Source organism: Mesorhizobium sp. P3_A2, from assembly GCF_056403115.1.
Map to the genome: position 1 here is coordinate 497,688 of NZ_JBFUGC010000003.1, position 16,581 is coordinate 514,268.

16 protein-coding genes are annotated in these 16,581 nt (G+C 56.6%); 7 read left to right on the forward strand and 9 right to left on the reverse strand.

Annotation, left to right across the window (positions count from 1 at the left end):
• Positions 1-217: 217 nt before the first annotated feature.
• Positions 218-550 carry a hypothetical protein gene (locus tag AC1DXM_RS09935; protein WP_477232871.1) on the forward strand — a complete coding sequence of 111 codons (333 nt, stop codon included), beginning with the start codon at positions 218-220 and terminating at the stop codon, positions 548-550.
• Positions 551-624: 74 nt separating this feature from the next.
• Here the strand turns inward: AC1DXM_RS09935 and AC1DXM_RS09940 are convergent, their stop codons facing one another.
• On the reverse strand, positions 625-939 hold the full coding sequence (locus AC1DXM_RS09940; RefSeq protein ID WP_477232872.1) for a hypothetical protein: 315 nt from the start codon (positions 937-939) through the stop codon (positions 625-627).
• A 972-nt stretch (positions 940-1,911) separates the two neighbouring features.
• Here AC1DXM_RS09940 and AC1DXM_RS09945 point away from each other — a divergent pair.
• Entirely contained in the window at positions 1,912-2,295 is a 384-nt protein-coding gene (locus tag AC1DXM_RS09945; RefSeq protein WP_477232873.1) for a hypothetical protein, read from the forward strand.
• A gap of 968 nt (positions 2,296-3,263) precedes the next feature.
• Here AC1DXM_RS09945 and AC1DXM_RS09950 read toward each other — a convergent pair.
• On the reverse strand, positions 3,264-3,917 hold the full coding sequence (locus AC1DXM_RS09950; protein WP_477232874.1) for a recombinase family protein: 654 nt from the start codon (positions 3,915-3,917) through the stop codon (positions 3,264-3,266).
• 91 nt (positions 3,918-4,008) lie between these two features.
• On the opposite strand from AC1DXM_RS09950, the gene AC1DXM_RS09955 reads away from it, so the two are divergent.
• The 3 genes from AC1DXM_RS09955 to AC1DXM_RS09965 all read left to right on the forward strand — a co-directional run bounded on the left by AC1DXM_RS09955 (position 4,009) and on the right by AC1DXM_RS09965 (position 7,963).
• The gene (locus tag AC1DXM_RS09955) at positions 4,009-5,439 is read left to right on the forward strand and encodes an ADP-ribosylglycohydrolase family protein (protein ID WP_477232875.1); all 1,431 of its coding nucleotides are present in this window, start codon (positions 4,009-4,011) and stop codon (positions 5,437-5,439) included.
• A gap of 61 nt (positions 5,440-5,500) precedes the next feature.
• Entirely contained in the window at positions 5,501-6,196 is a 696-nt protein-coding gene (locus tag AC1DXM_RS09960; RefSeq protein ID WP_477232876.1) for a uracil-DNA glycosylase family protein, read from the forward strand.
• Between the two features lie 357 nt (positions 6,197-6,553).
• Complete coding sequence (locus AC1DXM_RS09965) at positions 6,554-7,963, forward strand: exonuclease domain-containing protein (RefSeq protein ID WP_477232877.1); 1,410 nt, start codon at positions 6,554-6,556, stop codon at positions 7,961-7,963.
• A gap of 522 nt (positions 7,964-8,485) precedes the next feature.
• Here the strand turns inward: AC1DXM_RS09965 and AC1DXM_RS09970 are convergent.
• From AC1DXM_RS09970 to AC1DXM_RS09985, 4 genes are all read right to left on the reverse strand, one after another.
• On the reverse strand, positions 8,486-9,274 hold the full coding sequence (locus tag AC1DXM_RS09970) for a M15 family metallopeptidase (RefSeq protein WP_477232878.1): 789 nt from the start codon (positions 9,272-9,274) through the stop codon (positions 8,486-8,488).
• A gap of 121 nt (positions 9,275-9,395) precedes the next feature.
• A complete protein-coding gene (locus AC1DXM_RS09975; RefSeq protein WP_477232879.1) occupies positions 9,396-11,819 on the reverse strand; it encodes a tetratricopeptide repeat protein in 2,424 nt (807 codons plus the stop codon).
• 3 nt (positions 11,820-11,822) lie between these two features.
• Positions 11,823-12,614, reverse strand: coding sequence for a hypothetical protein (locus AC1DXM_RS09980; protein WP_477232880.1), 792 nt, complete (start codon positions 12,612-12,614; stop codon positions 11,823-11,825).
• Complete coding sequence (locus AC1DXM_RS09985; RefSeq protein WP_477232881.1) at positions 12,611-12,925, reverse strand: hypothetical protein; 315 nt, start codon at positions 12,923-12,925, stop codon at positions 12,611-12,613. Before AC1DXM_RS09985 ends, AC1DXM_RS09980 begins: the two co-directional genes overlap by 4 nt.
• A gap of 349 nt (positions 12,926-13,274) precedes the next feature.
• On the opposite strand from AC1DXM_RS09985, the gene AC1DXM_RS09990 reads away from it, so the two are divergent.
• The gene (locus AC1DXM_RS09990; protein ID WP_477232882.1) at positions 13,275-13,547 is read left to right on the forward strand and encodes a hypothetical protein; all 273 of its coding nucleotides are present in this window, start codon (positions 13,275-13,277) and stop codon (positions 13,545-13,547) included.
• A 140-nt stretch (positions 13,548-13,687) separates the two neighbouring features.
• Here the strand turns inward: AC1DXM_RS09990 and AC1DXM_RS09995 are convergent, their stop codons facing one another.
• Both AC1DXM_RS09995 and AC1DXM_RS10000 read right to left on the reverse strand, forming a co-directional pair.
• Positions 13,688-13,879 (reverse strand): hypothetical protein, encoded by a 192-nt coding sequence (locus AC1DXM_RS09995; RefSeq protein WP_477232883.1) that lies wholly within the window; start codon positions 13,877-13,879, stop codon positions 13,688-13,690.
• A 289-nt stretch (positions 13,880-14,168) separates the two neighbouring features.
• Positions 14,169-14,579, reverse strand: a complete 411-nt coding sequence (locus AC1DXM_RS10000; protein WP_477232884.1) for an XRE family transcriptional regulator — start codon at positions 14,577-14,579, stop codon at positions 14,169-14,171.
• Positions 14,580-14,968: 389 nt separating this feature from the next.
• Between AC1DXM_RS10000 and AC1DXM_RS10005 the strand changes: the two genes are divergently transcribed.
• Positions 14,969-15,490, forward strand: a complete 522-nt coding sequence (locus AC1DXM_RS10005; protein ID WP_477232885.1) for a hypothetical protein — start codon at positions 14,969-14,971, stop codon at positions 15,488-15,490.
• Here the strand turns inward: AC1DXM_RS10005 and AC1DXM_RS10010 are convergent.
• Positions 15,483-16,571 (reverse strand): hypothetical protein, encoded by a 1,089-nt coding sequence (locus AC1DXM_RS10010; RefSeq protein WP_477232886.1) that lies wholly within the window; start codon positions 16,569-16,571, stop codon positions 15,483-15,485. The two genes, AC1DXM_RS10005 and AC1DXM_RS10010, sit on opposite strands and share 8 nt — an antisense overlap.
• Between the last annotated feature and the right edge of the window lie 10 nt (positions 16,572-16,581).

Sequence of the window (16,581 nt, forward strand, 5' to 3'; positions counted from 1 at the left end):
TTTGTGAAGAACTAGAATATTCCTGCATAAAATTTGCGACGCGGCGTAACTCTTTGCCAAAGCGGTAGCCGCTAAACCCGGTGTGAGCATAAAAAGCGTGCTACAGCGCCTATACCCATTTTCCCGCGTTCCCACTCTAGTCCTGATGGATGAAACGCTTGCAAGCCGCAGTCGGCGATGGCACTTGATTCACACTTCAACCTCGGGAGGGGAACCCATGAGCCGTCTACTCGTATCCATACTTGGTTTGATCAATGGCGTCATAGCGCTCGTTATGGTCCTGGCCGGCATAGCGCTGGGCCAGGTCTACATGCCCAACCAAGCAAACGCCGTGATCTTCGGCGCCGTGGCGGGTCTAGCTGTCGCTGCGATCTTCTGTGGCGGTCTGGCCGCCCTGCTGCTGATCGAGAGCCATCTGCGTATCATGGCTGATGATGTGCGCGAACGGCTTCGCATCGAGGCGTGGAGGGCAAAGCAGGCCAAGATCGCTGCGAAGGCAGAAGCTAAGGCCGCGAAGGCAGAAGCCAAAGCAGCTGCCGCTGCCAGCTGACCCCTCAGGATAGGCGGATCCGTCCTCATCGGCCTGGCAGCGCGCTTCGAGCGCTGCCAGGCCGTTCGAGGTCGTCATCGGGAGCCATCATCGGTTTTGTCCGCCGGACGGTCACAGGCAATGATGTCGGCAGGCTCCGCGCCGGTGAGCGCGTCGGGAAGCTCGCTTGCCAGATGCCCAATACCGCTGACGGCTGCAGGGGGCGCCGGAGGCCTCTTTTCAGCCCGATACTCTGCCATCTCATCTGGCCAGATGCCCGCGTAGGCGAGCGCCCGGGCAATTTCCCCATGCCTCGTCAATTCAGTGTCGTTCGGGTCGGGAGCCTCCGGGTAGGCCAAGTCTTCAATCAACCGGTGCCATACTTCGGTATCAATATAGTGATCAGTCATCTCATTCTCCGAGTTTAGGATTCTGGCATGAAGGTTCTAGAACCGATGCGGCTCTATAAAAAAAGCCCGGCGCGTCTAGGACGGCCGGGCTCGACACAGGGAGGGAGACACCGCCCGGATAAGCACCGGACGATGATGATGTGTGTTATAGCAATCCGATCGGCGGCTATCACAGCGTGCGACAGCCTGCCGCACCCCCTCCCCGATAGTTAGAGGGTCAAGGACGTCGAGAGGCACGTCGGTGATCTTCACCAGGTCGACACCCGACACCAGCCTTCGCTCGCCCGCGCTCCGCGTGGTCTTTTGGGTGTCCGTCTTTGTCGTCGTGACCGCCTTGTCGAACAAGACACAGACACATGCGGAATAGAGCTAATCCCCCCTGTCAGAAAGCTGAATAAAGCGAAGAGCCGAAACCCTTCGCCGCTCTCTGACAAGAGGGAACTCTTAGAAACCATGCGTCTAAAGAGAGTTGGAGCTACTAGGCGTTTATCAGACGCCGGATGGCGGTTAGCTGGACCATCCGTAAAGCCGTATCCCGGCTCCTCTCGGAGCCCTAACGGTCGGCACCTCGCGGTGCCTCACTTCCAGCGAGCACCAAACTCAACAGGCCGGAAGCATCAGGTCGTCCCTTCCCCATCCTGTGGGGCTTTCGACGGAGCCTGAATCTTTTAGGCGAAACTTTTGAAGCCTGGCAGGCGGCTTCCCGGCGCGACCAATGCCATTCAAGCACGATCTCCGGTGTGTGGGCTCGGACACAGGGCGACGGTCTTGTATCCCGTCGATTACAAATGACCTTACTTCGTGGCGGGTGTTACGCCCCGAGCCATATGACCCGCCCGGTTGATGGCCGGACGGGATGGTAGGCTCTCTTGTATCCGGCTGTCATTGTAGCAAAATCCTGCCAGCTTGTCACAAAAAAGTTCCCTCTTTGTTCTCTATCCTATGCTGCGGTGGGCTGGTAGTTAAACGCACATGCGCGAAGAGATGGTCAAAGCCCTAAAAACTCTTGACGCCAGGATGGCGTCCAATCCCTCCGCGATGCTCGCTTATCCGCCTATTAGCGTAGAAATTCGCGAGTGGATCAGTCGTGAGCCAGACCTGATTTCAAAACTTACGAAAACGGACGGACACACCCCTACTTACGTCTGCCTGGCGGCAGTTAATGCCATCGTTGAGGAAGGCCTGACTTCCGGCGAAAACCATATTTATCGAGGAGTATTGAGCTCACACGGCCAAGCGCTAGATGCGATTTTTAAAGTGATCGCATTGGAACGTTTGCGACTGGGCTTCCTCAGCATTAACGGCCTTCGCGATGAACGACGCCAGCTTGATATTGCAATCGCGGAAGCTGGCTGAGTCCACCTCAATAAAGGACCATTCCCGACGCTATGTCGCCTGGGCGGAGTTGCGTTCGAAATTCTTCGACCACCACCGCGCACATGCTCCCTTCGCTCAGGAGTCGCACCCGACGCATTGACGGTGACACTCACTAAGATGTTGAATTGCGGCACGGCATTGTCATTGCCGGCCTGTGCAGCCTGCACAAAGCTGTTGCCGTCGAGCGCGCCACCGGACGCCAGCGCCGGCACAGAACCGCTGTTGGTGGAGCGCGCGGTTTGCGGGCCGTGGCTCGGCTAACCGATGCTGGCGGGATTGCAGCAAATACCATCCGGGCCTCTGGGTTGGGCGCGCCAAGGGAAATCCAGGAGGGCCGTCGTGAGCCGGGGCGTGAATTCAATCACTCAATTGCCGAATTCCTGACCACGGCTCTATCCGCTCACTCGCATAGGGACCGGTGCTCTTTGGTCATCGAACGTGCTAGGTGGGTGCTCCTCTCCATGCGATGGCTTGGTTGGGCCTTCATAGGAGGAAGCGTCTATCCGTCTCCGGTGCGCTCTGCGGTGCAGTCGTTGAATAGCTATTTAGCCCTTGAGCATTATAGCGTTGACTGCGTTACAAGACTCTCGGCGAAACTCCTGTCAGGGGCGAGCTGTAGAAGCTATCGGTTCTCTGGCCGCTGTCTGTAGACGTTGGAGTGTGTCGGCGCGCGCTGGTGCTGTGTCTGCGTCTGTTTTGGGTGCTGTTCGCGCTGGTTGCGCTCGATTCGATTTTTATTTTTCGGGTTGCAGGGGTCAACTTAATGTAAACTTAGGGTAAACTAGTTATCTTTGGACGGATGATGACTTAACAAGATTGGTTGCCGGAGCGTCAACCTGGCGTGGTGGGATGTGGACTATGCTTGGCCATATGTTGACCTGTTGGTTGCCGGAGTTAAGTGTGCTGACAGGCAATGCCTTTTGCGACCCTTTGGCAAAGGCGGACGATCAGTTGCGACTGAACGACATGAAGAACTTTTCAACGTTTGACTGATTCCACTCCTTCCCTCTTATCGTCAAAATTGATCGGTCGTTCAAATAGTTCGCGATGGCTTTCGGACGACCCCTGCCCTCAGGGACGCACAGCAATGCCTCTTCGAAGGCGTGCCTCACTCTGTTTACGTGTTCCTCCTTGCTGAGGAAATCGGTGGCCTGCCACTCTTGGAAATGCCTAATCGGATTGAAACCTGCCAGGCTCTCTGGGGGCAGAGCAATCGGTTCCAGCCCCAGTTCGGTCAAGCCGCTGTTCCTGAGAATTTCGCGCATTCTTATAGTGCGTCGAAGCGGCTGAACTTCCCCGAAATCGACATAGACCAACCAGCAGCCGTGTTGTTTGCACAAGTCAATCACAGGGACCAATTTTTTGTCGATCATGACCGGGGCTTGTTTAGGATCGTTGTCGATACAAACGAATTCCCGAAAAAATGCTCCTCCCTGCTGCCTCACGTAACCACGGACGGTTTCAACCTGGTATTTGATCGTCCTACTCAGTTTTGCCGCCTGGTTCACATCGGTTGGCAGCTCACGAAATCCCGCCCAGTTGACGCGCCTCGTCCAGTAAAAGCCGATATACTCCTCCAAGGGATCTCTTTCCTTTTCCATGCGATCCTATTTCGGAAAAACCCGGTAGATGAGAAAACTCGCCTAACGGAAATGGTAATGGTCGGTTTCCTCGCTGGAAAGGAAATACGACATGAAAGGCTCGTTAAGGATTGACGAAGTCGCCACTGCCGAAGGGGCCATAGGCATCACTTTGGCGCCGGGTAAGCGCGGTCCGAGCATCTACGGTGGTGTGCACGAGCGTGATCTCGGCGCCGATCTCGATGAAGTCTCTCGGTGGGGGGCCGCAGCGGTCGTCAGCCTGATCGAAGAGCACGAGTTCAGGGAGTTGCAGATCGAACGGCTCGGGGAAGAGGTGCGCCGCCGCCATATGGAATGGCACCACCTGCCGATCCCCGACGTTGACGTGCCTGACGCTCGGTTTGAACAGGCATGGCCCGCACATTCGGCCGCGCTTCGAGGCCTGGTCAAACGCAGAAACAAGGTGCTCATCCATTGTCGGGGCGGGATCGGGCGGGCCGGCATGGTTTCGGCGCGATTGCTAGTCGAACTGGGTATGGATCCGGAGGAGGCACTCGCGACGGTGCGCCAGGCGCGACACCCGAGGGCCGCGGAGACGAAAGCCCAGGAACGATGGATTGCTGGCGGACGACCGACCGACGACGCCAAGCCATCTCGGGAACTTGAAAGAGTCCGCGACCGCGCGATTGGTGCTTTGCTAGGTCTCGCGGTAGGCGACGCGGTCGGAGCAGCGATCGAATTCAGCAGCAAGCCGGAGTTCGCCCTGATCGAAGACATGATCGGCGGCGGTCCGCATGGCCTTGAACCGGGCCAGTGGACAGACGACACCGCGATGGCGCTGGCGTTGGCAGAGAGCCTGGACACTAATCCAGAGCTCGACCCAGGCGATCTTATGGACCGCTTCGTCAACTGGTGGAAAGACGGAGTCTATTCCTGCACGGGATCCTGCTTCGACATCGGCATCGCTACGCGTCGCGCCCTCGACCGCTATCGTCGCACTGGTGATCCCTACGCTGGATCTCCGGATCCAAGGGCCTCCGGTAACGGGGCCCTTATGAGGCTCTCACCGGTGGCGATTCGTCATTGGCGCAGTCTTGAGGCGGCGCTCGATGTCGCCCGGCGGCAGACGCGCACCACCCATGGCTCGCCACCGACCATCGACGCGTCTTGTGCTCTCGCGTGCCTGCTGGTGAAGGCGATAGAAGGCCACCCGCTGACAGAGCTCCTCACCGGGCCTGAGGCAGATGCGGTGGAAGGCGGTTTTCGCGGCGTGCACCGGAATGAAATAAACGGTTCCGGCTTTGTCTCAGAGTCTTTGCAGGCAGCGCTCTGGGCGGTCAATCGCACCACAGATTTTCGCTCGGCAATTCTGATCGCTGCCAATCTTGGTAACGACGCCGACACCACTGCCGCGATCGCCGGCCAGCTTGCGGGCGCCGTCTACGGGGCGTCCGGAATACCCGAGGATTGGCTGACTAAGCTTGCCTGGCGAGATCGTCTCGAATCCAGGGCCGACCAGTTATTCGAGGCTAGCCTCACCTAGTTAGCCACAGACGCTTCGTTTCCCACCGAGCTGCCTGAAAACCACGACCCGGGGAAGATCGATGACCAACCGCAGAAAGATTGCCCAAATAAGGGAACTCGTTAGAAAAAGGCGTGAGCCCTCTGCTGGCTCCCCTCTGTCCGGCTACACAGTTCCGTATAGTAAAATCGGCGATTTCCATGGAAGCGTCTTCGACTTTGATGACCATGTTGTGCCTTGGTCAAAAACTGCTTCCAATCTGTCACCTAGGATCATGTTGATCGCTCAAGATTGGGCATCAGAGGATTTTCTGTCTGGTGAGTTCGACCAAGACCAATTTGAGTTTGGATATACGCCTAGCCTGCCTTCAAACCAAAATCTTTTCCGACTCCTAAGAGAACACTTGCATACCACGTTTGAGGAAACCTTTGCCACTGACGCATTCGTTTTTATAAAACCTGGCAAGATGACTGAAATAATCAATATTAGAGATATGCGCAGAAGTGCCCTAGAGTATGCACTGCCACAGATAGAGATAATTAAGCCGCGCGTGGTCCTCTGCATCGGCTCATCAGCTTACAATGCAATACGATTTTCACAGGGATGCAGATACGCATCCATAGCCAGTTCTTTAGGAGAGGCGCCGCTTAGGGTGGGTTCAATCCCCGTATTTGGCGTTCATCACACAGGAGGTTTGGCGACCCTCTTTTCAGGCGGACCAGAGGCTCAGGATCGCCAATGGGCCCGCTTAGCCGCGATGATCCAGAAACTGTGCTGACGTAACCCACTTGGAGAGGCACTTCCGTTTTTTTGGTCTTGGTGGCGCCAAAAGGCATCCGGATAGTTGGACCGCGGTATTCCTAGGACTTCATGTGTGGGGCAGTTTGCACGTGTGAGGATGTTGGTTGGTTCCTGGGGATTCGGATTGGCATGTCCTCGCAACAGGGGCCGCGCAGGAATCGGCCCCCGCATTGGCTTGGAGCGTTCAGGGCGCGATTCATCAGATAGGTGAGCAACCACGGACAACGAACCGCCACACCGGTCCAGACAGGAACCAATGCACCTCGCGTCCCGTGCATTCGCCCTTGCTCCTTATGCGAATTGTCTTGCATGATCTGCCTCAAATGGGCTGCTGATGGCTTTTATCTTCTACGACACCGAGACCACCGGCGCTGACCGATGCTTCGATCAGATACTGCAGTTCGCAGCGGTTCTGACCGATGATGATCTGAAAGTCATCGACACTTTCGAGATACGTTGCCGGTTGCTCCCACACATCGTCCCCTCGCCTGGCGCCATGGTGGTCACTGGCGTGCGTGTTGATCAGCTGTTCGATTTGCAGATCCCCTCGCACTACGAGATGTGCAGGCGAATTCATGAGGTCTTGACGGCTTGGTCTCCCGCGACCGTGGTCGGCTATAACTCGATCATTTTCGATGAGGAGCTGCTTCGGCGGGCCTTCTATTCGAGCCTGCTCCCGATCTATCTCACGAACACCGGCGGCAATTCGCGGTTGGACATCATGCCACTTGCGATTGCTGCACACACGTTCGCGCCGGAAGGGTTCAATTGGCCCATCAATGAAAAGGGACGGACAAGCTTCAAGCTTGATCGGCTGGCTCCTGCCAACGGCTTTGAGCACGGCAACGCCCACGACGCTTTGGCTGACGTTTATGCCACCATCCATATCGCCCGGCTGATAAAGGACCGTGCCCCGGTGGTTTGGGAATCCGCCATTGCATACCGGTCGAAGTCCACCGCCACCCAATACGTTGAGCTGAATCCCGTCTTCGTAGCGACGCGCCTGCGCTTCGGCCTGTGCTCCTCCTTCCTGGTGACCGCCATCGGAACCAATCCGGACAATTCGGGCGAAGTCTTCTTGTTGGATCTCAGACAAGATCCCGCAGCCCTCTCCACGATGACCGACGAGGAACTGGCGGCACATATCAAAACGAAGCCGAGGCCTGTGTCCTCCTTGAAGCTCAACGCATCGCCTTTGTTCTTGCCGATCGAAACGGTTGGCGAAAAAGCCCGTGGATATGATTTGGGGATGGAGGAGATCACTCGCCGATCGGAACTGGTGCGCAGTGACGAAGGTCTGCGCCGGCGGCTGATCTCAGCTGTTTTGCAGGCTCGCTCTCCTTTCCCAGAGAGTCCCCATCTCGAAGAGCAGATATACGGCAGCTTCTACTCCCGGTCGGACCAATCGCGGATTGAAGAGTTCCGCGACGTGGGATGGCCGCGTCGGCTTGAACTTTCGGGGCAGTTTGAAGACCGGCGCCTCAGGGGGCTTTCGCGGCGACTGATCTACATTGATGCGCCTCATGTTATGCCCGCTAATATGCGTGCCGACTATGCCCGCGCCATAGCCGCCAGAATTCATTCGAGGACCGAGACAACTGGCCGTTGGACAACGCTTGAAGAAGCGATCGCAGACGCCCTGGAAATGCTGGCGGATGGTCCTCCGGAACGCGAGGCAATCCTTCGGGAACACCTCGCTAGGCTGGTTGGCTGGCGCGATGATGCCAGGCTGATTTTGGGCTGACGAACACTGCGGTTGAAACCCAATCACTCTAAACACCGAGTCAGCCCCTGGCTCCCTTTGTTCTGGGCAGTTTAAGGAAAAGCCAAGACTCCGCAGGCAGGCCATTTGGATGATCGGTTGCGCCTATCAGTTCTTGCGATTGCTGGGCTGTCGCAAGGTTCGATGTCGGGTAAAATTGCTCGCCAAGCAAATCGAATCTCTTTGCGGCGCGCCACCTCCGTTCAAACTTTTCCCATTGAAGCGGCGAAGACCTCATAGGGCAGTTTGAGCGGCCTGGCAGCGATCGATGATTGAGTCTGTCGACGAGAACTGCCGCAACAATACGCTGGGCCACGGCCTCGTCGGCATTGAGCCGCGCCTACCGCTATCCTTCGTCGCACCCAGATGGACCTAAGTCTGCGCAAGTGCCCGCGGGGAGTAGCGGCCGACGCCTTCGCCTATCGGCGGCTGCACGATTTCGAAGGCGCAGATGCTTTTTATCTGAGACGACACGCAGTGTGGTTCAACAATGACGCGCTCAAGTCATGCCTTCTTCAGATGCATAACCTTCGACACGTTGTCGAAGGAACTGTGATACCCCCCAGCCCCCGCCAATGGCGGAAGCGATGCATAAACTTGGTCGCCGAAGTGCCTCAACTCCGTTAGGGCGATGCCCATCTTGCCATGTGCGATGATGGTCGATTCAGACGCCGGCGACACATCGAGATCAAACAGGGTCTCTAGATCAGAAAGTTTGGCGACGACTTCGCCGAAGAGGTTCTTCGCCTCGAGATCGCTTGACTTCCCATCGATTGTCACGCTCACAGGGCTCGAAAGGGCCTTGGGATGGTCAATGAACGTCTTCACCTCGAAATGCATCGGATCGCTGAAGGCCTTACCCCATCGAAATCCAAGATTTTCAAACACTGGTGCGACTGGTGCAACGGAGGCGCCGAGTGACCCGTCATCTGCATTGAGATCAATAGCAATGCCAAAAGCATGGTTGGACGGCTCCTTGCTGAGCCTGCCAGATATTGGCTTCTTCAGGCGGAAATTCAGCGAGCCCGCGCATGTCTTGATGTGATGCAATAGTCCAAGGCGCTCGATCTCAGCGAAGGTCGCTAGCACTTGAGCATGCGCTCGTTGATGAAATTCCAGATTACCCCCATGTGTCCCGGGTATTTTATCCAATTGCGGTATGTGAACCTTCTGGATTTGTCTGACGTCAAATCCGCCCGTGAAGGTGATGCCGTCACCTCGCACCCACGTAGAGTGCTTTGTCTTAAAAGTAACAAGTCCAAAGAGTGGATGGTTGTAACTAGAAGTTGGCATTTCACCCTCCAAAGCAGGATTGCGTTCAGTTAAGAATAATTCTTAAACAACAATGCTGACTTAGCCCCGACAACCGAGATAGAATCAGCGATGATATCAATCGACGCAATATTTATATCTATCAGGCTATCATCATCACTTCGAAGTAGTCTTCCTCCGCCTCCGACGAATAATTCCCGTAATACTTTGCTGACGGCAATACCGTAAGGGCCGTGGCTTCTTCATTTGCGTGACCGAATAGCAATCTCTGCTCTATCGCCGTGCTCGTTAAAAATGGAAATCGCGAATACAATTTGTTTTTTATCTTCTCAAATGGAGACGATAGTAGAATCCATTCTATCCCTTGCGCGTCAGCTGAAACAGAAATTTTCTCTGAGTAAAAGCTACGTTTGTAGAAGGCGATTTGTTCCCTTCTGGCGATCACCAGAAGATTTTTCGCATTAAAATATTCCGCGCCGACCAGCCATAACCTAAGGGTCAACCAGGGAATTGAACGATATTGTGTCGACAAGTGTGGATCGGCAGCGAATGCGAACGCTCCGACTGCATTCGTGAGTTCTGCCGGCATCACCCTGTCGAATTGGCGAAATGGAGACTCTGTCTGGTAGGGCTGCACTATATGATCGACTCTTATGGTCGATGCCAGGACCCCATCGATAAAGACGCCGAAGATGTCTGAATTCTCATCACCTGGAAATTTTAACACACGGTCTGGCGAGGGCGAGATTAAATTCGCTGATAGAAAGGACTTGTATCGCAACCTTAATATACTCTCATAATCTTCGCTCCGGTTCATCAAACGATATTCTGTATGCTCTAATATATCGAGGATCAATCTAGTGAAGAGTGGTGACTTGGCGATTATTTCGCGGGTCTCGCTCGAACTGATGAGCGCCTTGGCATCGCGCAAGTGGCGACGGGAGCCAATGTTCGCAAAGGTGTGGGCCGCGTCGACGGCGATTGGGTAAACAGTAGCGCGCGTGAAGGGCGGGGGGAAATCGGCCGCCACTGCTGCCTGGCCGATCGCCACCCCCGCGATTTTTGCTTCTACCTCATTGCCGACTGCCAGGAATTCGTCACGCGCAAGCTGCAGTGGCTTCAAAGCATCCAGAGGATGGCCAGCTGCGAGCGCGGCAAGGCCTTGCTCGCGTAACACGCCGGCCTTGCCGAAGCGCTCGCCGATACTCGCGAAGGTGGCTGCAGCTTTGTTAAGTAAGGGCAGTGCTTTCTCGGGTCGGCCGAGCCGAATCTCACAGGCAGCGCTCCATAGCCAGCAATTCGCGCGGCCCGACTCACTGCCCCAGTCCGCGTAGCTCTTGAACGCCTCAGCCAGCACCTTCGAGGCATGCTCGTATTGCTCGTCCTCGAACAGGGCGACCGCACGGTTCTTAAGGCAGTTAGCAAGCCCAAGGCTGTGCCCTATCGCCTCATAGATACCGGTAGCGAGATCGATGTGTTGGCGCGCCGCGTCAAAATCGGCGCGTGCTGAGAGCAACTGAGCATAAACGACGCGCGTATTGGCCTCGCCGAGGTAGCCCGCAGTGGCGGTAAAATCCGAGAGTGCCCGCTGGAAAAGTGGCTCGGCATCGTTCCATCGGCCTCGGTAGAACTCGGTCTCAGCCAACGCCTTCACGCAGTGGGCGGACGAGACGGTTAGTCCAAGCGCATCAAACATACTACGCGCACTGACGAACAGGTCGCGCGCCTGCTCCAACTGGTCCGCGCGTAGCGATGCGCGGCCGAGCGAGCGCAGTGCATCAGCTTTCCCGCGCGCAACGCCGGCCTTTTCGAACAGCGCCTTGGCGACCTCAAAGAGATCGTATGCCTCGGTGGTGCCGCCGCGGGACAGAACCGCAAGGCCGAGCCGCAGCCGCAGCTCAGCTTCATAGAGATCAACAGCTGGCTCATGTTCCATCAACCGACGGAGGATCTGCTCCTCGGCGCGGGCGTTGTTCCCGGCATGCGGCAGATAAAGCGCGAGCAGTTCGACATATCGACCAGCACGCTCTGTTAGAAAGCCCCTTCGCTGCTGCTCGCGCGCGCCGGAGATAAGACGCTCAAGCGCATCGAAGGCAAACAGCGGCTCAGACTTCCAAGTGATGCCATCGGCCAGCAGAAGCTCGGCGCCGCGCTCCGGCTCGGCGGCGAGCCGGTGAAAGACGGACTCTGCATGATCAAACACATTGCCGCCATTGCGCGCCAGCGAATCGAATGTATCTGCGAACAATAAGCAGTGCCTACGATAGGCCTGCGCGTCAGTCGTAGCGTCGTCTAACACCAGTTCGCGCACCGGCGTAAGCACGGCAAGAGCGCCGTCGCTCCAGCGCTCAATGAGACCCCATCCCATCGAGTCCCTGGCCTCGGCGGCAAGCTGAGCATCGATTTCCCCCTCGGCGACCAGCCGCTCTAGGATGGAGTTGTCAAACCAATGCGGAAACGAGAGGGTCTCCAGCACTTTGCGCGCTGGGCCGGGTAACCGCTCAAGCGTGCGCTGCAGTAGCACCCGTTGGCCGTTATCCTTTTCGGAAGGAGGTTCGGTCGGCATAGCTCACAACGTTCTGAGATGAGCGACGATGAGCCCCGGCGCGCCGTTGAAGGCCGCGACGATACCGCGCAGATATCCGGCGCGGCTCCCTTCGTCATCTCCCGGCAGGTGGCACTTGAGTGCGGCGATAATCTGCATCCACTCCTGCTCATCAGCCACGCCCTTAAGGGGCACCTCAATGAACCGTCCGGCTGGAGTTCGCCGTTTCACGGTGGTGGATGGCACTTGGCGACCACAGACGATGAGCCGCGCGTGCTCGATACCACATAGGCCCTCAACAAGGACGCGGTCGAACCAGCGATCGATCAGGGATGCGCTTGCGTCATAGCCGTCAAAGGCAAGGATCAGCGGACGCAACATCTCCGGCAGAGCACGCAGATCCTCGAGGAAGGCGCCGGTGAGACGGATGGCGGCGAGTAAGCGATCGTCCTCGCTTTCCTGCGCGATGGCCTGCACGTTTACATAGCTACCCTCAACCGAGACGTTACTGACACTGGCTTGGATCGGTCGCTGCTGCGCCTGCATCGCCCCGTCAAAACTAGGGAAATGCTGCCAGCCGAGGAGGGTGGCGATCTCGGCCAAAAGCTCGCGTGGGGCTGGCACGACACGGCGCTTATCAAGCGCAACAAGGATAACCCGAGCGCTCACCTCGGACTTGAAGCATTCGAGCAGGAATGTCTTGCCGTAGTGTTCGCCGCCCTCCACGAATACAGCGCTGAACGGACAGTCCGGCGCGGCGAGCGCCCGCAGCTTGCCGCGTGGCTCCACATAATTGGCGATCAGAAGCTGATTCAAGACTTAGGACCTGCACTATCGTCCTGGGACCCCTTCTCGACAGGATTCGGCGTCGTGCTGGCACTAATGTTTATGCCGCTGCCTTGAGCTCGGGTTTTCTCCACGAGAGAGTTGGTGCCAGTAGCCGCAACCGAGATGTCCTTGCCTTTGGCAGTGACCTCGCTGACGCGCGCTTCCTGTTTGCCCTGGAGTTCCGCAGACAGGTTACCGAATCGAAGGCTACCTCTGAGAAAGCGCCGGCCCATGATAAGCGCCCAAATAACGACGACCGCCAACGCGGCACCGATGACCCAAGCCAGTGTGCTGCTCATGTCGCTCCCCCTTTTGCTTCGCGCCCCACTTGAAAAGCTTTTAGATTTGGCGCCAACGTCACATAATGCCGCAAGTTTTAGTTATCGGCAAATGGAAATGAAGAAGAGCGAGCTCGGCATACGAGCAGTTACGGCTGCTCCCCGATAGGTGAACACCGAGAGAGGGGCGACAATGAAGAAAACGCTGGTTATGGCAATTGGCGTCATCTTGCTTGTTATCTTGCTTCGCCTAGTCATTGTCGATGCTCATAGGGTAGCGCCGGCGAGTGTAGATTTTGCACCGGCGGGAGATGACGAGCCATATCGACAGTGATGATGTGAAGCTAGATAAGCACGGGATATGTCAAACATGGCGACAAAGGACTTTTATGCCATCGACCTGGAAGACGCGGAAGCTATGGCGGTCCGGCTGCGCAAGCGTGGCTTTAGGGCGGAATTCACCAAAGTTGCCAATAGCGGCTATGTTGTCTCCGCAAGTGGCGGTTCGCAGGACGAACTCACCTCGGCAGCGCAAAGTGTTAAGCACCCGAAGGACCACGCGGAACACGACGACAACCCGGACGAGCCGAATGCGCCACCTGCTGGCTATGCGACAGACGCCGGTGACGACGAGCCGTATTAACGAGCGATATCACAGAGCGGGCGTGCAGACATCCGTTTCGACAAAGGCAAGTCCAATTGGAGGTTCAATCCCTAATGGTTGAATGTCTGCTATCGATTTCTAAATTCCGGAAGCCGCAAATCCGCTTTGGTCAGATTGGGTCATCTCTCGCCCATTCGGCGGCGCTTCTCGTTGAGCCGCTTCTCCGGCGGCCATGCAGTGATGATACGCTTGCCATCTGACAGCACATAGACCCGTTCGCCCAGGCGGTCGATCCTAACGGAGTAGATGGCTGTCTTCTTTGATCGCTTCTCAATCACCTTGGCGTAACCAGTCTTGATGTCGTGAACCATGTCAGAGAACTCACCGGGTCCGAGGACGATCCCATAGCGGATTAAGAGTTGCCGATGAAAATGCCAGTGCCGTTCTGGGATGGAAGCTCCGTCCCAACGCGGATTGAAGTAGGGCCCTTTAGACATCAGTTAGCGGCTCGATATCGGAAAATTTGCTGGAGTCGCTGAACTCGGCCCAACGTCGGGGCCGGGTCGGTGTCGCGGCTCGCCAGCCTGATGAACTCAATCCAGGCGATTTCATTTGGCGTTATCGCTATGTCCAAGATGACTTTGTCTCCGTCGGCGCCGGTCATTTGCCGAAGATCCCGCGGAGAACAGCCCTCGACCTGGACGTGAGGCTCGGATCTGAATAGTCGGACGCTTTGCGGATTTCCTCCAGCCAGGCCGTCTCGTTTTCGGTAACGAGGGTCCCGAAGATCTTGCGGATGGCCAACTCCGTCGTGTCTCCGCCGAGCTGCTCGACGGCCATCATAAAAAGGAGGGCCGGATCTACCTCGAGCGCCTTAGCCAGAGCCGGAACACGGTCAAGCGGCAGCTTGCTATTGCCGAGCTTGATGTTCGTGAGCATGTTGTGTTGCGAGAATCCGGCCTCACTGGCGATAGTCGACTGCGTCTTTTTTGCCTTCAATTCGAGAATTCGCCTTTCAACAAATTTCGCTAGGCGTGTATTGGCATATGGTCTTGTCTCGGTATTTCTCATGATATACTGCCTCGTCGTTCAAGTCTTCGATAATGTTCTATAGATTTTATAGCGACTTGAAGACGGCGAATTAGGAGGGGAACAAGGCAAAGCGCTGTAAGCGCAATTTCGCCGATATGGCTCGTGTTTTCGACGGCAAAGACCGAATGCCCGCCCTCATCGCGACACCAGTTGGCACTCTCCGTGACAATAGCTCGTCGAAGCGAGACACGCCCTGTTGCTTCCCGGGGGAATATTGGCATTCTGGCCATGCAATGGCTTGGGGGCGGAGAATGGGGCGTAGAGGAACCGCTAGCACGCGGTCGAAGGTTTCCAATTCAGCAGTCGCGGGATTCGGTCTGTCTGCCGGCCGTGACGTCTGGAATACGACGAAGCGAAACGGCGGGCTCTTGCTTTTCCTTGCCGTTGTTCTGGCCGCTGCGGTCCTGCCATTTTATGGTGTGCGGGGAATGGTCAGAGGACATGACCGAAGCCGCTGGGGGACAATCCTCAATACGGTGTTGGGCAACCTTGCGATCGCGACGGGCGGGGCGTTGATCGGTGGTGCAACAGTGGCGTTCGCAGGCCTGATATTCGGCCCAGCCACATGCACCCTGGCGACCACGGCTGCGGTTGCTCTGTCCCTGATTGGGTCGCTTGCTGGGCTGATGACGGGCCTTGCGGAAAGGCGGTCGCGGCTCGATTCGATTGCGGTAAGGAAGACCAATGAGCGCTTCTTGGACAGCGCTGGTGTGTGGGAGACAGGCGAAGAAGACGTTACCCACTACGACGCGGAGGGCAACGCATTACGGCTGGTTGAGGTCGGCTCTGAACGCCTTGTCTTTATGGCGGTCGGCCGCCGCGGGAAAAGAGCCTACATTCGGCTCGCGCCGTCAGGCGAGATGATTTCGTATTCCGGAATTGTCAGCTAGCGATCGCTTTAGGACGCGGTTTCAGGAGACGCAGTGTGAAGCGAGCTACTCTGAACACAAAATAGGCTGCGCCGAGCAGCCAAAGAAGCCCAGACGCGGTCCAAGCGACCATCGAAACCAAAAAGCCACCAGTGGCGACGCCAAGAGCTAGCAGACCGCGAAACCCCTTGGGGAATTTCTCCGACAGTTTCCCAGCTCGTCCAATCTCCCGAGTGGATTGGGCCGTCTCCAACGTCTGGATGGTTGCACGGTAGCCTTGGCTTTTCGCGATAGTGCCAAGGGATTTGGCACTATCCGCCAATTGATCAATCGCCTCCCTGCGGACAACCTTCTTGCCGGCTCGGATGAAGCCGTCCCAGTCCAGCTTGCGTGCAAGCCCCGAAAGGGAGCTCAACGCATCCGTGTCGATTGCCTTGCTGGCGATTTGCATAAGGTCGCCCTCGAGTCTGGGGCTAAGCTTTCTCATTTTTTTCGCAGTCTTCAGGATAGAAACGCCCACCTTCTCGGGTGCAACCATAGCGACTGATGGCGCAGCAACACCACCAGTCAGAATGCTCGCCGCGATTGTTGCGGCTGTCACCCCTGTAAGCACCACCCCAGTCCCCGCGAGTGTGACCACAACAGGATCATAGTCAGGATATGCGGTAGCCTGTTGGATAAGATCACGGATATCGCCAATCACCAGGAAATCAGAGACAGTAGCAGCTGCAAAGCCTGGCCAGCTTTCGGCCTTGCCGGTCGTCGCTCCGACCCAAACATCCTGGATAGTGGACTCGTTTGGTGTCGACTTGTCTATTTTTGCGACTACGTCTGCAGGAAGATAGATACCCTGATCTTCTGCTAAGGACTTGAGGCTTGTCGCCAGTTCGAAATCTGACTCTGAAAGCGCCTTATCGATCAGGCGTTCGTATTCGCTTTTCGGAACTTTTTTCAATCGATATTCAGCAGTGACGACCGGGTCATCTTGAAGCCAATAGGCCTTTGCCGATTCGAATGCGTCGGGCAATACCGCGTAGCCGGATGCTGCGATAATCAACGCGCCTAAGAACGCGAACGTGACCGCCCGAACGCCACCTGCCAAGAGAGCCCCC

What these genes read in the sequence shown, in the direction of transcription:
- AC1DXM_RS09935 (WP_477232871.1), top strand. Translation starts at nt 218, where the DNA reads ATGAGCCGTCTACTCGTATCCATACTTGGTTTGATCAATGGCGTCATA.
- AC1DXM_RS09940 (WP_477232872.1), bottom strand. Translation starts at nt 939, where the DNA reads ATGACTGATCACTATATTGATACCGAAGTATGGCACCGGTTGATTGAA.
- AC1DXM_RS09945 (WP_477232873.1), top strand. Translation starts at nt 1,912, where the DNA reads ATGCGCGAAGAGATGGTCAAAGCCCTAAAAACTCTTGACGCCAGGATG.
- AC1DXM_RS09950 (WP_477232874.1), bottom strand. Translation starts at nt 3,917, where the DNA reads ATGGAAAAGGAAAGAGATCCCTTGGAGGAGTATATCGGCTTTTACTGG.
- AC1DXM_RS09955 (WP_477232875.1), top strand. Translation starts at nt 4,009, where the DNA reads ATGAAAGGCTCGTTAAGGATTGACGAAGTCGCCACTGCCGAAGGGGCC.
- AC1DXM_RS09960 (WP_477232876.1), top strand. Translation starts at nt 5,501, where the DNA reads ATGACCAACCGCAGAAAGATTGCCCAAATAAGGGAACTCGTTAGAAAA.
- AC1DXM_RS09965 (WP_477232877.1), top strand. Translation starts at nt 6,554, where the DNA reads ATGGCTTTTATCTTCTACGACACCGAGACCACCGGCGCTGACCGATGC.
- AC1DXM_RS09970 (WP_477232878.1), bottom strand. Translation starts at nt 9,274, where the DNA reads ATGCCAACTTCTAGTTACAACCATCCACTCTTTGGACTTGTTACTTTT.
- AC1DXM_RS09975 (WP_477232879.1), bottom strand. Translation starts at nt 11,819, where the DNA reads ATGCCGACCGAACCTCCTTCCGAAAAGGATAACGGCCAACGGGTGCTA.
- AC1DXM_RS09985 (WP_477232881.1), bottom strand. Translation starts at nt 12,925, where the DNA reads ATGAGCAGCACACTGGCTTGGGTCATCGGTGCCGCGTTGGCGGTCGTC.
- AC1DXM_RS09990 (WP_477232882.1), top strand. Translation starts at nt 13,275, where the DNA reads ATGGCGACAAAGGACTTTTATGCCATCGACCTGGAAGACGCGGAAGCT.
- AC1DXM_RS09995 (WP_477232883.1), bottom strand. Translation starts at nt 13,879, where the DNA reads ATGGTTCACGACATCAAGACTGGTTACGCCAAGGTGATTGAGAAGCGA.
- AC1DXM_RS10000 (WP_477232884.1), bottom strand. Translation starts at nt 14,579, where the DNA reads ATGAGAAATACCGAGACAAGACCATATGCCAATACACGCCTAGCGAAA.